Source organism: Shimia sp. R9_1 (genome assembly GCF_017743775.1).
Lineage (GTDB): Bacteria > Pseudomonadota > Alphaproteobacteria > Rhodobacterales > Rhodobacteraceae > Shimia.
In genome coordinates, this window is sequence record NZ_JAGHRN010000001.1 from 675,607 (window position 1) to 691,443 (window position 15,837).

General features: G+C 61.1%; 15 protein-coding genes. 6 read left to right on the forward strand and 9 right to left on the reverse strand.

What is annotated here, in order from left to right; all coding sequences use genetic code 11:
* Position 1: 1 nt before the first annotated feature.
* From J7399_RS03225 to J7399_RS03245, 5 genes are all read right to left on the reverse strand, one after another.
* The gene (locus J7399_RS03225) at positions 2-3,400 is read right to left on the reverse strand and encodes an efflux RND transporter permease subunit (protein WP_209084102.1); all 3,399 of its coding nucleotides are present in this window, start codon (positions 3,398-3,400) and stop codon (positions 2-4) included.
* Positions 3,401-3,403: 3 nt separating this feature from the next.
* A complete protein-coding gene (locus J7399_RS03230; RefSeq protein WP_209084104.1) occupies positions 3,404-4,858 on the reverse strand; it encodes an HlyD family efflux transporter periplasmic adaptor subunit in 1,455 nt (484 codons plus the stop codon).
* A 151-nt stretch (positions 4,859-5,009) separates the two neighbouring features.
* Positions 5,010-5,552: a molybdenum cofactor biosynthesis protein B gene (moaB, locus tag J7399_RS03235; RefSeq protein ID WP_209084105.1), complete on the reverse strand. Its 543-nt coding sequence runs from the start codon at positions 5,550-5,552 to the stop codon at positions 5,010-5,012.
* 9 nt (positions 5,553-5,561) lie between these two features.
* A complete protein-coding gene (locus J7399_RS03240) occupies positions 5,562-6,167 on the reverse strand; it encodes a metallophosphoesterase (RefSeq protein ID WP_209084106.1) in 606 nt (201 codons plus the stop codon).
* Positions 6,164-6,970 (reverse strand): uracil-DNA glycosylase, encoded by an 807-nt coding sequence (locus tag J7399_RS03245; RefSeq protein ID WP_209084107.1) that lies wholly within the window; start codon positions 6,968-6,970, stop codon positions 6,164-6,166. The genes J7399_RS03240 and J7399_RS03245 overlap by 4 nt, the downstream gene beginning before the upstream one ends.
* A gap of 113 nt (positions 6,971-7,083) precedes the next feature.
* Between J7399_RS03245 and J7399_RS03250 the strand changes: the two genes are divergently transcribed.
* The 5 genes from J7399_RS03250 (at position 7,084) to plsY (ending at position 11,037) form a co-directional block, all read left to right on the forward strand.
* On the forward strand, positions 7,084-8,037 hold the full coding sequence (locus tag J7399_RS03250; RefSeq protein WP_209061617.1) for an aspartate carbamoyltransferase catalytic subunit: 954 nt from the start codon (positions 7,084-7,086) through the stop codon (positions 8,035-8,037).
* A 117-nt stretch (positions 8,038-8,154) separates the two neighbouring features.
* A complete protein-coding gene (locus tag J7399_RS03255) occupies positions 8,155-8,715 on the forward strand; it encodes a hypothetical protein (protein WP_209077763.1) in 561 nt (186 codons plus the stop codon).
* Positions 8,712-9,146 (forward strand): hypothetical protein, encoded by a 435-nt coding sequence (locus tag J7399_RS03260; protein ID WP_209084108.1) that lies wholly within the window; start codon positions 8,712-8,714, stop codon positions 9,144-9,146. Before J7399_RS03255 ends, J7399_RS03260 begins: the two co-directional genes overlap by 4 nt.
* 11 nt (positions 9,147-9,157) lie before the next feature.
* Positions 9,158-10,432 carry a dihydroorotase gene (gene pyrC / locus J7399_RS03265; RefSeq protein WP_209084109.1) on the forward strand — a complete coding sequence of 425 codons (1,275 nt, stop codon included), beginning with the start codon at positions 9,158-9,160 and terminating at the stop codon, positions 10,430-10,432.
* Positions 10,432-11,037, forward strand: coding sequence for a glycerol-3-phosphate 1-O-acyltransferase PlsY (plsY, locus tag J7399_RS03270; RefSeq protein WP_209061626.1), 606 nt, complete (start codon positions 10,432-10,434; stop codon positions 11,035-11,037). Before pyrC ends, plsY begins: the two co-directional genes overlap by 1 nt.
* Here plsY and J7399_RS03275 read toward each other — a convergent pair.
* Positions 11,018-11,956, reverse strand: coding sequence for a diguanylate cyclase (locus J7399_RS03275; RefSeq protein WP_209084110.1), 939 nt, complete (start codon positions 11,954-11,956; stop codon positions 11,018-11,020). The two genes, plsY and J7399_RS03275, sit on opposite strands and share 20 nt — an antisense overlap.
* 339 nt (positions 11,957-12,295) lie before the next feature.
* Here J7399_RS03275 and J7399_RS03280 point away from each other — a divergent pair, with 339 nt between their 5' ends.
* Complete coding sequence (locus tag J7399_RS03280; protein WP_209084112.1) at positions 12,296-12,565, forward strand: hypothetical protein; 270 nt, start codon at positions 12,296-12,298, stop codon at positions 12,563-12,565.
* 41 nt (positions 12,566-12,606) lie between these two features.
* Here J7399_RS03280 and J7399_RS03285 read toward each other — a convergent pair whose 3' ends face one another.
* From J7399_RS03285 to J7399_RS03295, 3 genes are read right to left on the reverse strand one after another with little or no spacing between them, the layout of a single operon-like run.
* Entirely contained in the window at positions 12,607-13,197 is a 591-nt protein-coding gene (locus tag J7399_RS03285) for a DUF3833 domain-containing protein (RefSeq protein WP_209084113.1), read from the reverse strand.
* On the reverse strand, positions 13,197-14,459 hold the full coding sequence (locus J7399_RS03290) for an MFS transporter (RefSeq protein ID WP_209084114.1): 1,263 nt from the start codon (positions 14,457-14,459) through the stop codon (positions 13,197-13,199). Before J7399_RS03290 ends, J7399_RS03285 begins: the two co-directional genes overlap by 1 nt.
* 6 nt (positions 14,460-14,465) lie before the next feature.
* Positions 14,466-15,836: an FAD-dependent oxidoreductase gene (locus J7399_RS03295; RefSeq protein WP_209084115.1), complete on the reverse strand. Its 1,371-nt coding sequence runs from the start codon at positions 15,834-15,836 to the stop codon at positions 14,466-14,468.
* Between the last annotated feature and the right edge of the window lies 1 nt (position 15,837).

Sequence of the window (15,837 nt, forward strand, 5' to 3'; positions counted from 1 at the left end):
CCTAGGCCGACGCTTCGGACCGGCGGGCGCGATACAGCATCCAGCCCGCCGCTGCGCCATAGCCCAGCACGCAGACCAGCCCAGCGCCCAAGATGAACACCAAGAGTGCCATGATCGGCGTGGTCACACCTGCCAACGCGGGCACGATCTGACCGAGCAGCGGGTGCATCTGTCCCTGCAACACCATCCAGCCCATGGTCATCACCAGCCAGCCGGTCAGGACCGCCCCGCTCAGAAGCAGCGCGCCTTGCAACCGGCGCGCACGTCGCGCGCGGCCAAAGGCTTGTACCTGACGGGCGAAATCTGTCTGGATCGCCATCAGCGCGGGCACCACGATCAGCACCAGCAACATGCCAAAGCCAAGGCCATAGACCAGCGTGATCACAGTAGGCTTGAGGAACTGCGCCTGCGCGCTGCGCTCAAACAGCAGCGGGGCGAGGCCCAGAACCGTGGTGGCGGTGGTCAGGAACACCGGTCGCAGGCGGTCTGCCGCGCCGTCGATGATGGAGGGGATCACACCGCGGTCTTTGGCGTGCTCGTCAATTGTGGTGACCAGCACGATGCTGTCATTGATGATGATCCCGGTCATGCCCAGCAGCCCCACAACGGTGAACATGCTGAGCGGCACATCATGCAGGTTGTGGCCAAAAATCGTGCCAACGAGGCCAAAGGGGATGATCGCCATCACCACCATGGGCCGGGTCCAGCTTGAGAACACCCATGCCAGCACCAGATAGATCCCGCTGAGACATAGAATAAGCCCCGTGCGCGCATCGTTGAGGAATTCATCCTCCTGCTCTGCCAGACCCGCGAGACGCCATTCGACCTGTTTCTCGCTGGCGATGGTGGGCAGGATGTCTTCGCGCAGTTGCTGCAGAATGGCCTCGGCGCGGGCCGGATCATCCTCGGAGATGTCGCCGGTCACATTGATCAGCCGCACGCCATTTTCGCGCCGCACGGTGCTGAAGCCGGTGCGGCTTTGCACGGTCACCACATCTGCGAGCGGCACATAGGCTCCGGCGGGTGTGCGCATCAGGCTGCCTTCGAGGAAATCAGCGGTCAGCTCGCCTTCAGGCAGTTCCACGCGGATCGCCGCGCTGCGTGGGCCATCCGGGAAGGTGGCGGCCTCAAGCCCGTTGAGCCGGTGGCGCAACTCCCGACCGAGCGCGTCAATGGAGAAGCCCAGCGCGCGGCCCTGCGGCGTGAGATCAAGGATCAGTTCCTGTTTGTCGTAGTTGAGATTATCCTCAACGGCGGAGACCTCAGGGAACTCCTCCAACGCTGTTTTGAGCGCCTCACTGGCCGCTTTCAAGGTTGGGCTGTCAGAGCCGTAGAACTCCACATCCAGCGCGTCGCCGCCGGGGCCGGAGCGCCAGCCACGGAAGCTGATCTGATCCACCAGCGGGTGGCGCGCAACGCTGTCTTGCAGCGCACCTACAAAGGCAAAGCTGGAATAGGGGCGCAGGTCCGCGTCAATCAGCTCAATGGCGATGCTGCCCAAAAGATCCGGATCAAGGCTTTCAGAGCCGGGCAGCGCCCGTCCGCTGTTGCCGCCAATCACAGCGATCACATAGTCCAGCGGGTTTTCACCGTAGCGCTCCTCAAATTCCTTGCCCAGCTCCTCGGTGGCGCGCTGCATCTCTTTCATCATGGCAAGGCTGTCTGCGCGGGTGGCGCTGGGCAGCATGGAGAAGTTGCCCGTGACCGAGCCGCGTTCCGGCGCATTGAAGAAGCGCCATTTCACATCCCCGTTGATAAAGAGTGCCGCCTGCGAGGCCAGAGCCACAACCGCCACGGCGAGCACCGGATAGCGCGCCCAGATCACGAGACGCATGAAGGGGCGGAACATGTTTTCACGCACCCAGCGGAACCCTTGGTTCACCACGCGGCTTGGCACGTCATACCAATGCTCTTTGGCGGAGTGTTTGATGGCATGTGACATGTGGTGGGGCAGAATCAGGAAACATTCCACCAGCGAGGCGATCAGCACCACGATCACCGTGAAGGGGATATCGGCGATCAGGTCGCCAAACCGCCCGCTGATCGCGGTGAGGCCAAAAAAGGCGATCACGGTGGTCAGGGTCGAGGAAAACACCGGCATGGCCATCCGGCGCGCGGCGTTCTCGGCGGCGACGGGGGCTGGCTCGCCCAAGCGGCGGGCGCGGGCATCGGCATGTTCGCCCACAACGATGGCATCATCCACCACGATACCGAGCGTGATGATCAGGCCAAAGAGCGAGATCATATTGATGGTCAACCCGCCCACATACATGAGCGCCACAGCGGCAAACATCGCGGTGGGAATGCCCGCCGCCACCCAAAAGGCTGTGCGGGTGTTCAGGAACAAAAACAGCAGGATCAGCACCAGCGACAGACCGGCAATGCCATTGTCCAACAGCAGGTTCAAACGGCCGGTGATCGCCTCAGAGCGGGTGCGGATCAGCTCGATAGACACGCCTTCAGGCAGGGTGGCACTCATCTCTGCCACCACGTCTTCGACCTGTCGCTGAATGGCGATGGCGTCGCCTGCCTCTGAACGATCGACACGCACAGCCATGGCCGGGTTTTCACCCACGAAGTAAGAGCGGTTACGATCTACCCCCTCAAGGCGGATGGAGGCGACATCTTCCACTGTCAGCTTTGTGCCATCAGGATTGGAGCGCAGAACGATACCGGCAATCTCATCTGGTGCGCGTTTCTCGATGCCGGTGCGCACACGCGCCACAGCGCCGGTGACGTCTCCCGCGGGGTCAGCGTTGACCTCTTGTGCAATCGCATCGGCAATCTCTGCTATGGCGATATCGTGGGTGATCAGATCAACCGAGGACACCTCAACGATGGTTTGTCGCTCAGCCAAGCCACGTATGGTCGTGCGCGTCACGCCCTCGGTGTAGAGCCGCGCCACAAGCTCATCGGCAAAGCGCGCAAGTTGGTCCACGTCAACGGGGCCGGTGATCACAACATCGGTCACGCGGTCGCGCCAAGCGCCGCGTCGCACCACCGGATCATCGGCTTCTTCCGGCAAAGTGGTCACGGCATCCACCGCCACCTGCACGTCATCCGTGGCCCGCGCCATATCCCAGCCGGGTTCGAAATCCATGGTGATGCGGGCGGAGCCTTCGGTTGAGCGGGACTCGGTCGACTCGACGCCCTCGACGGCCAGCAAGGCAGGCTCCATCACCTGCACAATCGCCGCATCAACATCCTCGGCGCCGGCGCCCTCCCATGTGATGTTGACGGTGACATTGTCGACCACCACATCCGGGAAGAACTGCGCCCGCATGCGGGGCATGGCCGCGATGCCGGCGATGATCAGAACCACCAGCAGCAAATTGGCAGCTGTGCGGTGGCGGGTGAAGTAGCTCAGCAATCCGCCCGCGCGGACTCCGATCTCACGCATGGGTTAACCTCCCATCCGGCGGCGCAGGCGCTCAACCATCTGGGCGGGCACCTCCGGTTTGGCCAGCGCCTCAAGGATGCGCTTTTTGGCATCACTTGGCATCCGGCCATTGGCTTCGACTGCGGCCACAAAGCGCTGGCGCTCCTCGTCGCTGAGCGCCACCATTTCGGGCGCTTCGATCTGGGAGCTGTCACCGCTCAGCGGTTTCACGGCGATTCCCTCCCCCAAGAGCGGGGTGCGTCGGGTCACCACGTTCTGGCCCACAAGACCACGGGCGCGCACAAGCACATCATCGCCCTGGCGGCGGATCAGGTTCACTTTCATGGCCTGAAGGCGATCCCCCTCGCCCACCACAAGCACGTCATTGGCGGCACTCAGCGCGGTTGCGGGCAGGCGCACCACATTTTCAAGCTCCGGCTCTTTCACGCGCACGGTGACAAAATCGCCGGGCTTCAAGCCGCGCGCACTGTCAAGCCGCGCATAGAGCACCCGACCGGTTTGCCCCTCCCCCACGGCAGCCGCATCGCGGGTGATCACGCCGGTGGTGGAGAGGTCGGTGTTGAGCGCATCCAGCGAGACCCGCACCTCGGCCTGATGCAGTTGATCCGTGGCGTCGAGCAGCCGCGCATATTGGGTGGTGGAGACCCGGAACGCGACTTCCAGCGCGTTTGCGTCAATCAGAGTGGCCAGCCGTTCATTCATCGAGACCAGTCCGCCCTGCACAATGGTCACCTCTGACAGGGTGCCGCTGAAATCTGCACGGATCACCGTGTCATCGAGATCTTTCTGGGCCTCGGCCAAGAGGATGGAGGTGCGCTCAAACCGGGTTTTGGCCTGATCCACACGCGCCTCTGCCTGCGCCACAGCACGGCGGTTGGACAGCACAGCCTGCTGCGCCGAAGCCTGCGCGAGCTCTGCGGTTTCCACCGCAGCAGCGGTGCCCACGCCGCGCTCCTGCAGATCCACCTGACGGTCATAAGCTGTCTGGCGCAACGCGTATTGCGCCTCGGCCGCGCTCAGCTCATCCCGTGCGAGCGCCAAAGTGCGATCCGCATCGCGCCGCTCGGCCTCTGCATCCAGTACATCATTGGCCACACGATCGAGCCCATAGCGTGCTTTGGTGGGGTCGACCTGAACCAGCATTTCACCAGCCGTGACCCGCGCGCCATCTTCAAAGTTTTCAGAGAGATGCACGACGGTTCCGGCGGCAGCAGCGCGCACTTCGAGCGAGCGGCGGCTCTGCACCTCGCCAAAGGCGACAAGCTCCGGCGTTTCCGCCCCCGGCTCGGCGCGTTTGACGTTGACCGTAAAGATACGCTCACGCGCCGGTGGGCCTTTGGCATCCTGAGAGAGCCGCTCTTCGACCGCGCCGCGCACCAGATGGCCCGCGTAGAGCAAAAATCCAGCGGTCACCGAGAGCAGAAAAAGCCCGGTCAAACTTTGCCGCAAAAATCTCATATGCTGCGCCTCCGTGCGTGGCTTAACCCCATGATGCGCCTGATCCGGGAAGATTCCAAGACGACGCATGGTTGATACGGACGCCCGTCAGGTTTCCGTCACTTTAATTTACGCTTTGCCGATAAATGTGATGGGCCGTGAAGGCGCGCACTCACTTGCGGCGCTGATGCTCATCCAGACGCGGCATGATTTCGACGAAATTGCAGGGGCGGTGCCGGTAGTCGAGCTGATAGGCGAGGATGTCATCCCAGGCGTCTTTGCAGGCCCCGGGGCTGCCGGGCAGCGCAAAGAGATAGGTGCCCTGCGCAACGCCGCCGGTGGCGCGGCTCTGCACGGCACTGGTGCCGATCTTTTGCATGGAAACCATGGTGAACACCGTGCCAAAGGCATCAATTTCCTTCTCATAGACATCGCGGTGCGCCTCTACCGTGACATCGCGCCCGGTGAGACCGGTGCCGCCGGTGGAAATCACCACATCAATGGCTTCGTCTGCGCACCATGCGCGCAGCTGATCGGCGATCTCTGCCCGTTCGTCGCGGATGATCTTGCGATCAGCGAGCACATGCCCTGCCGCCTCAAGCCGCCCGACCAGCACGTCGCCGGAGCGGTCTTCTTCAAGGGCGCGGGTGTCGCTTACGGTTAGCACGGCAATGCGCACGGGAATGAAGTCTTTGCTTTCGTCAATGCGGCCCATGAGCGGCTCCTAGTTTTGCGGGGTGACGTCCAGCCATGTGCCGGTGGGGCCAAGGTTCATGACGCGGGTGTCACCAACCATAGCGCTCTTTCCCCAGCAGTCGTGAATATGGCCACAGACCACAAGCGGCGGTGCGATGCGTTTGATGGTGTCAAGCACGGCGGTGGAGCCAAGCGACATGCCATTTGAGGCAACATCCACCACGCCTTTGGGTGGGGAATGGCTGATCAGAATGTCGGCGGCCTCACATTTGGCAAGCATCCCGGCCGCAGTGGCCTCATCAAGATCACAGGACCAATCGGTGAATGGCGTGACCGGCACGGCGTAGCCCAGTCCAAAAAGCTTAAACCCCTCAAACTCATGGGCCTCGCCGTGCAATACAATCGCGTTGGCCGGTGCGGCAGCGCGCAGCTCAGCTTCGCTTTCGTTGTTGCCCGGTACCATCACCATGGGGGCCGAGATGCCCTCGATCAGCGCAAGCGCGCCTTCCAGGTCCTGTCGGTGGTTGGTAAAATCCCCAGCGGCGATCACCAGATCGGCCTCTTTGCTGGCGGCAACCAAGCGGTCGGCCTGCACCCGCGACCGGTGCAGATCGGAGAAAGCAAGTATTCTCACGACATATCCTCCAGCTTGGCCTTCAGGCTCAAGAGATCCGCCCAGGCCTCGCGTTTGGCGTGGGGCTGGCGCAGCAGATAGGCGGGGTGGAACATCGGCATGACCGGCTTGTTAAAAGCCTCCTGCCAGTTGCCGCGCAGGCGGGTGATGCCGCGTCGGCCCAGCACCGCCGCACAGGAGATGTTGCCCATCAGCACAATGACCTCAGGCGCAACGATCTCCACATGGCGCTCCAGAAACGGGCGCAACATGGCGATCTCTTCGGGTTTGGGGTCGCGGTTTTGCGGCGGGCGCCACGGCAGCACGTTGGTGATGTAGACCGCATCTTTGGACAAAGGCACATCCCGCCCCATGTCGATGGCGGCGAGCATACGATCAAGCAGCTGACCGGCGCGGCCCACAAAGGGTTTGCCTTCGCGGTCTTCGTCCCGCCCCGGCGCTTCGCCGATGATCATCACCCGCGCGGCGGGATTGCCATCGGAAAACACCAGATTGCGCGCGCCGCGTTTTAACTGACAATGCTCAAAGGCGGCCATGGCGGCCTGCAGCTCCTCCAAGCTTTTTGCGGCTTTGGCGGCGACCTGCGCCTCGGCAACCGGATCAATCTGTGGCACGGGCTGAAGCGGCATCGGCTGCGCAGGCTGTCCGGCCTTTTTCTTCGCCTTGGGCGCCTCTTTGGGGGCCTCATAGCGGTTGAACGGCGCATCCAGAATCGCCTCTGTGGCCCCCAGTTCCACCTGCCATTCCAGCAGGGCACGCGCCGTGTGATAATCCAGTGCGGAGGGGTCCAAAGTCGATTCCATGGCCACAGACTATCCCTATGGCCGACCAGACAAAAGGGCGCATCACACCGCATGCTTGCCCCGCCCCTCCGGGCTACCTATAAGCGGGCCAATATCGGCATAAGGAGCAGACCATGCGCTTTGACCACAAGCACCTTCTGGGGATCGAGCCGCTACGGCCCGAGGAAATCACCACCGTGCTGGATCTGGCCGATCAATATGTCGATCTGAACCGCCGCGCCCACAAACATTCCGATGCGCTCAAGGGCCTCACACAGGTCAATATGTTCTTTGAGAACTCCACCCGCACGCAGGCGAGCTTTGAGCTGGCCGGCAAACGGCTGGGCGCGGATGTGATGAATATGGCGATGCAGGCGAGCTCGATCAAAAAGGGCGAAACCCTGATCGACACGGCCATGACGCTCAACGCCATGCATCCCGATCTGCTGGTGGTGCGCCATCCGCATTCCGGCGCGGTGGACCTGCTGGCGCAGAAAGTGAACTGCGCGGTGCTGAACGCCGGGGACGGCAAACATGAACACCCGACACAGGCGCTTTTGGATGCGCTGACCATCCGCCGCGCCAAGGGCCGTCTGCACCGTCTCAACATTGCGATCTGCGGGGATGTGGCGCATTCGCGCGTCGCGCGTTCCAACCTGATCCTGCTGGGGAAGATGGAGAACCGTGTGCGGCTGATCGGGCCGCCCACATTGGTGCCGGGCAACTTTGCCGAATTTGGTGCCGAAATCTATGAGGACATGGAAGAAGGCCTCAAGGATGTGGACGTGGTGATGATGCTGCGCCTTCAGAAAGAGCGTATGGACGGCGGCTTTATCCCTTCCGAGCGCGAATATTATCACCGCTACGGGCTGGATGCCGCGAAGCTCGCGCACGCCAAAGACGACGCCATTGTGATGCACCCCGGCCCGATGAACCGGGGCGTCGAAATTGACGGCGAGATCGCCGATGACATCAACCGCTCCGTTATTCAGGAGCAGGTGGAGATGGGCGTGGCGGTGCGCATGGCGGCGATGGATCTGCTTGCACGCAACCTGCGGGCAAATCAACCTGCAGAAGCGGAGGTTTAAGCCTATGGAAGATCCCAAAGATCCGCGCATGTCCGGCCGCGTCGCCATGGTGGCGCTTCTGGTGATGTTTGCCTTTGTCGGCCTCATGATCTGGATCGGAGGTTAAGCGCGGTGCGGGTGTCTGACTCCGAACGCGGGCTGGTGCGGCTCTTTGCCGTCGACCTGTCGCCGGAGCAGATTCCGGGCTTTCGCGATATGCCCGAAGATACGGAGGACAGCGCGGATTGGCCGGTTGCCAAAGCGCTGGGCGCAAGCACGCTGGACCCCGATTTTGTCGAGCTGTTTGATCTGCGTGATCTCGATGATCTCGGACTGACAGGCTATATGGTCGAAGGCCTTGGGATCGCCGCAGCCGATGTGAAAGAGGACGCGGCGCGGCTGTCGAGCCAGAAGGGCTGGATGCTGGTGGTGCTGTCCTCGGCGTTTGAGGGCACTGCGCAAACCCTCTCCCCCAGATCTCCGCTGCGCTGGATCGGCACCTATAAGGAAGAAACCGCGCCGGTGCAGTTTGCCCCTCTGCCGGACAAATCCGCAAAAGGTGCACCGCTGCCGCCGGAGGTCGCCCCGGAGCCCGTCCCTGCCCCGCGCAGCCCTTACCTCACACTGCTGGTTGCGCTTTTTGCTTTGCCGCTTGGCGCGGCACTGCTTGGTTTTCTCATATTATGGATGATCGGATGAACACGCATCTGACCCCCAATGCAGAGCTGCTTGACGCCGAAAGCGTGCAGCAGAGTTTTTCTGCGGATCGCGCGACCTATATCCGCGCCAACACATGGCTTGCAGCCGCAGCGATGTTCGGCGGCATGGTCGTGCTTTGGCTGCTGGGCAACCCCTATGTCTGGACCGGCGCTGTGGGGGGCTTGGGCGCGATTGTGGTGCGCGGCGCTTATCTGATGTCTGATGAGCTGGCGATGCGTTGGGACCTGACAAATCAGCGCCTTCTGGGCCCCGGCGGCCGGATGATCGCGCTGGAAAACATCGATAAAATCAACAAAATGGGCAGCTTCGTGCAGGTTGTGACCCAGAGTGGCGACAAACATCTGATCAAGTATCAGCTGGACCCAGAGGCCACGGTGGCCGCCCTGAAACGCCAAAGCGGCGCCCTTTAAGGAGAGCAGAGATGACCACGCTTTTCACCAACGCCCGCCTGATCAACCCGGCGGAGGGCACGGATGCCCCCGGCTGGCTGCTGGTTGCAGATGGCAAGATCGCAGGCTTTGGCACCGACACGCCGCCCGCAGCGGAAGAGACCATTGATTGCGGCGGGCTGTGCCTTGCGCCGGGGATTGTCGACATTGGTGTGAAGGTCTGTGAGCCCGGCGAGCGCCACAAGGAAAGCTACAAATCCGCAGGTCTGGCGGCGGCGGCGGGTGGTGTGACCACCATGGTCACGCGCCCTGACACGCTCCCTGCGATTGACACGCCGGAGACGCTGGAATTTGTCGCGCGCCGCGCCAATGAAGCCGCACCGGTCAATGTGTTGCCTATGGCCGCGCTGACCAAGGGGCGCGAGGGTCGCGAGATGACCGAGATCGGCTTTCTGATGGACGCGGGCGCGGTGGCCTTCACCGATTGTGACCATGTGGTGCGCGACACCAAAGTGCTGTCCCGTGCGCTGACCTATGCGCGCTCTTGCGGTGCGCTGGTGATTGCCCACCCGCAGGAGCCTGTGCTGTCCAAAGGCGCCGCGGCAACCGCGGGCAAATTTGCGGCGCTGCGCGGGCTGCCTTCGGTCTCGCCCATGGCGGAGCGTATGGGGCTGGATCGCGACATCGCGTTGGTGGAGATGACCGGCGCACGCTATCACGCGGACCAGATCACCACCGCGCGCGCTCTGCCCGCGCTGGAACGCGCCAAAAACAACGGCTTGGACGTGACGGCGGGCACCTCGATCCACCATCTGACGCTGAATGAGCTGGATGTGGCGGACTACCGCACGTTCTTTAAGATCAAGCCGCCGTTGCGGGCAGAAGAAGACCGTCTGGCGCTGATTGCGGCGGTAAAATCCGGACTGATCGACGTGATCAGCTCCATGCACACCCCGCAGGATGAGGAAAGCAAACGCCTGCCATTTGAGGAGGCCGCGTCCGGCGCGGTGGCACTGGAGACTCTGCTGCCAGCGGCGATGCGGCTTTATCACAATGGCGATCTGACCCTGCCCGAGCTGTTCCGCGCGCTGGCGCTGAACCCGGCGCAGCGTTTGGGGCTTGCAAGCGGTCAGATGGACGAAGGCGCGCCTGCTGATCTGGTGCTGTTTGACCCGGATGCGCCCTTTGTGCTCGACCGGTTCAAGCTGCGCTCCAAATCCAAGAACACCCCGTTTGACGGCGCCCGCATGCAGGGTAAGGTGCAGGCAACTTACGTGGCCGGTGAGGCCGTATACCGGAGAGACTGATGCCCATTTTGGAAACCGCGCCCGCCGCCCTGCTTCTCTGGGCCGCGATTGGCTATCTTTTGGGCTCGATCCCCTTTGGCATGGTGCTGGCCCGCGTGATGGGGCTGGGCAATCTGCGCAACATCGGCTCCGGCAACATCGGCGCGACCAATGTGCTGCGCACAGGCTCCAAGAAAGCCGCCGCGCTGACCTTGCTGCTGGATGGCGGCAAAGGCGCGGTGGCCGTGCTGATCGCGCGCGCCATGGCAGGCGAGGACGCCGCACAATTGGCCGGGCTGATGGCGTTTCTAGGCCATTGCTATCCGGTGTGGCTGAAATTCAAAGGTGGCAAAGGCGTAGCGACCTTCCTTGGCCTAATCCTTGCGCTGGCATGGCCCGTGGGCATCGCCTGCTGTCTGACATGGCTTGTGACGGCTGCGATCTCTCGCATCTCGTCGCTGTCAGCGCTTGTGGCCGCCTGCGCGAGTGCCATCTGGATGTTTGTTCTGGGCTACGGCAGCGCAGTGTTTTTGTCGCTGGCGCTTGCCACAATTGTAATGTGGCGGCACCGCGAGAATATTGAGCGCCTGCGCGCGGGCGAAGAGCCTAAGATTGGGGCGAAGTGAGCGTGCTTTCCAGCTTCGCAGGTATCCTCACCCCGCCTTCCACCATCACCTGGTTCCGGCCAGAGTTTTTCGCCATATAGAGCAGCTCATCCGCGCGCTTGAGTAGGGCCGCGGCGGCGCTGGACTGATCCCAAATCTCGGTCAGCCCGATGCTCACCGTTAAGCGGATTTTGTTGGCGTCAGCTACAATTTCGCTGGATTGGATGGTGGATCGCAACCGCTCGCAGGCCGCATATGCGCCGATCAAATCGGTGTCGGGAAAGACCAGCGCAAATTCCTCGCCGCCCAGTCTGCCAACAAGGTCAATCGTGCGAAATTCGCGTATCAGCATCCTTGAGAGCTGTTGCAGGGTCTTATCCCCTGCATCGTGACCATAGGTATCATTTATCCGCTTAAAATGATCGACATCGAGCATGGCCACCGACATGGGCAGACCTTGTTTCCGAGCCGTATCAAATTGGGTTTCAAGTGTTTTCAGAAACGGTCGACGGTTGGAAACTTGGGTCAGCGGGTCCGTATTCGCCTCGATCTGAAGCAGCTCATAGGCTTTGGTCAGCTCTCGAATACTCAGAATGCCGACAAGCTTCTCATCCTCAAGCACGGGAATGTGCCGGATCGCATTTTCATTCATGAGGTGCAGCAGATAGCTCACCTCGTCCTCCGGGCCGCAAGAAATCACGGAACAGGTCATGACGTCTGAAACCAAAGCCTCTGCGGCGTTGGGATCGCAACTTGCCACCACAGGCAGGAGATCCCTTTCCGAGACAATCCCGACCATTGTGTTGGCTTCATCCGTCACGACCAATGCGCCAAGTTTGAGATCGATCAGAACACGGGCGGCCTGCCGAAGCGTCGAATGAGGTCGAATGCCTTCGACCTTGTTCGTGTCCTTCGATTTCAATAACTGAGACACTCTCACGCTACAGCCTCCCTCTATAACGGCTTGTAGGGTACGAGCATTAGATCAGCAGAAGTTAAAAGGTTCTTTCTAAATATATTTTTGAACGTAAAATTTAGCTCAACTATCAATGAGTTGAGACTCAAGCGTGTGTTTTGTTCGGGACTGCGGCAGCCTGTGGAATGGGGAAGAGCCTGAGATTTGGGTGAAGTGAGGGGCCCGTTGAACGCGCTCCTTCGGCTATGAGTCCGCGTGTACGCTTTCACAAATTCAAACTTTACACCGACTTAGATCAGTCAGATCATAACACAGCCTACATCTTACTATCTGGCATGTTTTAGTTCGGAGAAGGCATAAACCATGGTCCAGCAAGCTGCCCACGAACCTCTTTCGGACGAAACCGTATCCGAAATTTTGGATGGCGCGAAAGAAAACCTCGAGTATTTACAAGCTCATGCCTCGCTCATTCGGCTTCACCATAAGGAAGACAAGACAGAAACCGACAGAAGAGAAATTGATTATGCATGGGTTGTCATCATGAATTACTTTACCCGCACGCTAATCGCAAACGGTCATCCATATTCGAACCTAAGGCAACTCAGAGACGCGGTTCATAAGATGATAAATTAGATGGCAGCTCCGTTCACAAGGAAGCCACCACCATCTTCCCCCTACTCCGCCGCCTCTCTGCGTTCTTCTTCCTCGGCCTGCGGGCGCATGGTGGCGATCAGTTCAGCGACCTTGATGCCGAACTTGCGCATCTCTGAACGGTTCATGATCACGCCGCTCTCGGTCATGTAAAGCCAGTCCGTCACGTTCAGGCTGTGACCGCCCGCTTCCTCGGTGAGCACGATGGTGTAGTCCATGCGGATGGTGGCGCCGGAGACCTTGCCTTTGGCCACGCCAATGATGTCATCAGCGGTGGCGGTGAAGGTGGTGTCGTCCACGATTGTGAGGTTCCACTGGCGGTTTTGTTGTTTGCCGTTGGAGTAGGTGAAGGCTTCTTTCAGGGTGCCGGTGTCGCCGTCCCAGCTGCCTTCCATACGGGCCACAAAGCTGTTGGCCACACGCCCGTTAGGGCCGTAGATCAGCCCTTCTGACAGGATGGGGCCGTTCAGATGCTCTTTGAGCGAGATGAAAGGGCCGAGTTCGGCATAGTCAGAAGGCTCTTGGGAGCGGAAGCTGAACAGGCGGCCTTTGAGGTAGACCACGCCAAGGGTCAGCCCCAACGCCAAAATCAACAATACAGTCAGTAGTTTCATCACTCTGCCTCCTCGGCAGGAAGGGCCAGCACCATCGCCAGCGCCACAAGTTTCAACACACAGGGCACCACCGCATATGCGATGTTGAGCGCGTTCAGGGCCTCAGGCGTGTTGGTCTCTCCGGGCACAAACCCGTTGGTCTGCAGCGCTGGCAAAACCAGAAACGCCGCGAGAGCCAGTGCCAGTTTTCCGGCAAAAGACCATATTCCGAAGGCCAAAGACGCGCTCAGACGTGCCTTTGTGAGAGATACGGAGAAGAGCGCCGGAAGGATCACCATATCCGCACCCAATGCCGCGCCGGAGGCCACACAGATGAGGGCAAAGCCCACCAGATGGCCTGCCGATAGAAAGGCTGCCCCGACAAAGCCGCCGATGGCCAGTGGCATGGCGATCAGCAGCGTTTTGCGCCCGCCCAGATGCCCTGCAACTCGCGCCCAAAGCGGCACGCTGAGCCCGGCGCTGAGGAAGAAGAGCACCAAGAGCGGCCCGGCGGCATTGGCGAGCTGCAGGCGGTCTTCCACAAAGAACAGAAAGAGCGTTGAGGTGATGGCAACCGGCAGGCTGTTGACCAGCGCGAGCAGGATCAGGCGGGTGGCACCAGCCTGCGTGAGATCCGCCAGTGAAAAGCGCGCGCCTTGGATCACGGGGCGTTGCCAGATCGGCCGCGTGAGCACCCCGACCAGCAGCGCAGCCGCCCCCAATGTCAGACCAAAGGCCCCGTAGCCAGAACCGGTCGCGCCCATGGCGACCAAAAGCGTGGGCAGCAGCGCGGCCATGATCACGCCCGCGAGCATCCCGGCCTCCCGCCATGCAGCCAAGCGCATCAGTTCCGGCGGTGCCGGCCTAAGTGCGAGGGTGGCGCTGCGCCCGTAGAGAAGGATCATACCAAGGCTATAGGCTGAAAACAGCAACACCAAGACCGCCGCAAGTGCGCCCATACCGCCTTGCACCAGCGCCTCTGCGCGGGTGAACAGCAACGGGAAGCCGACGGCCAGCCCGCCGACAGCCAGCAGCGCAAAGCCAAGTTGAAACCGTGGGAAGCGGTCTATGGCCCAGCCAATCAGCGGGTCCTGTACCAGATCGACCAAACGGATCGCCAGCAGAAGCCCCCCCAGCGTGGCGAGCCCAATGCCAAGTTCAACCGAAGCATAGCGCGGCAAATGGATATAGAGCGGAATGCCTGCGGCGGCCAAGATCAGCGCATAAAGACTGACGCGCGGATAGAGGCCGCGCGTTTGCTCTATGACCGCCGCTTCAGACATTGATCTTTATGCGCTGTCACGCAGCAAAACGGCATTGGCGGCGCGTTCGGCCTCACCAACCTGCGCTGCCGCTGTACCGGCGTTTTGCACGGCCTCCTGCTGGGCGCTCAGTTGAGCCACCACACGCATGGCGCTGTCGATACCGTCCTCATGGAAGCCATGGCGGTTGTAAGCCCCTGCAAACCAGGTGCGGTTGTGGCCTTGCAGTTCGCGGATCTCGCGTTGAGCCACAAGAGCAGCTTTGTCAAACACCGGATGCGCAAAGCTCACGTCGTCATAGATGGCGTCCTCTGCGATCTCCTGCGTCGGGTTGAGCGTCACAAACAGCGGATCTTTGGTGTCAATGTTTTGCAGCCGGTTCATCCAGTAGGTCACGCCAATCGCCCCGTTCTGAGAGCGGTAGGCCCAGCTTGACCAGCACTTGCGGTTCTTTGGCATCAGCGCCGGATCGCGGTGCAGCACGGCGCGGTTGGGCTGATAGCGGATTGCGCTGAGCGCCTTGCGCTCGGCAGCGGTGGCGTCTTTGCCAAGAATGCGCAGCGCCTGATCAGAGTGGCAGGCCAGAATGATCTCATCAAAACTCTGCGCTTCACTGCCGGCTGCTTTGAGCGTTACGCCCGGCACTCCGCGCTCGGCGTTCAGCCCGCGGCTCACATGTTCCACGGGGGCATTCAGGCGAATGGTGCAACCGCGTGTGACCAGCGCGGCCTCCAGCCGTTTGACATATTCGATACTGCCGCCATCCACAGTGTACCACTGGTGCTGTTTGTTGCCCGCCAGCAGCGCGTGGTTCTTGAAGAACTGCACCAGCGAGCGCGCCGGGAACTGATCCACTTCGGCAATCGGTGTGGACCAGATCGCGCCGCACATGGGCATGAGGTAATACTCGCGGAACCACTGTCCCAGCTTCAGCTCATCCACAAGCTCGCCGATGGTTTTGTCGTCATCCTGCGCGGCGGCCTCTGCATGTTTGCCAAAGCGCAGAATGTCCGCGATCATTCCGTAAAACTTGGGCCGCAGCAGGTTGCGCTTCTGCGCGGCAATCGCCCCCAAGGAGTTCAGGCCATACTCCAGCCAGCCATTGTCGATGCTGGCCCCAAAACTCATTTCGCTTTTGGCAACCGGCACGTTGAGCTCGTCAAACAGGCGGGTCAAATGAGGATAGGTGGCGTAGTTGAACACAATGAACCCTGTGTCCACCGGCTGATCACCGTTCAGCCCCGCGAGCACCGTGCGGGCATGGCCGCCCAGACGCCCTTCAGCTTCAAAAATGGTGACATCATGCTGCTCCGACAAAGCATAGGCCGCAGAGAGGCCTGAGATACCGGCCCCGACAATGGCAATCTTGCGGCGTGCATTCATCGACTGATCGAACATG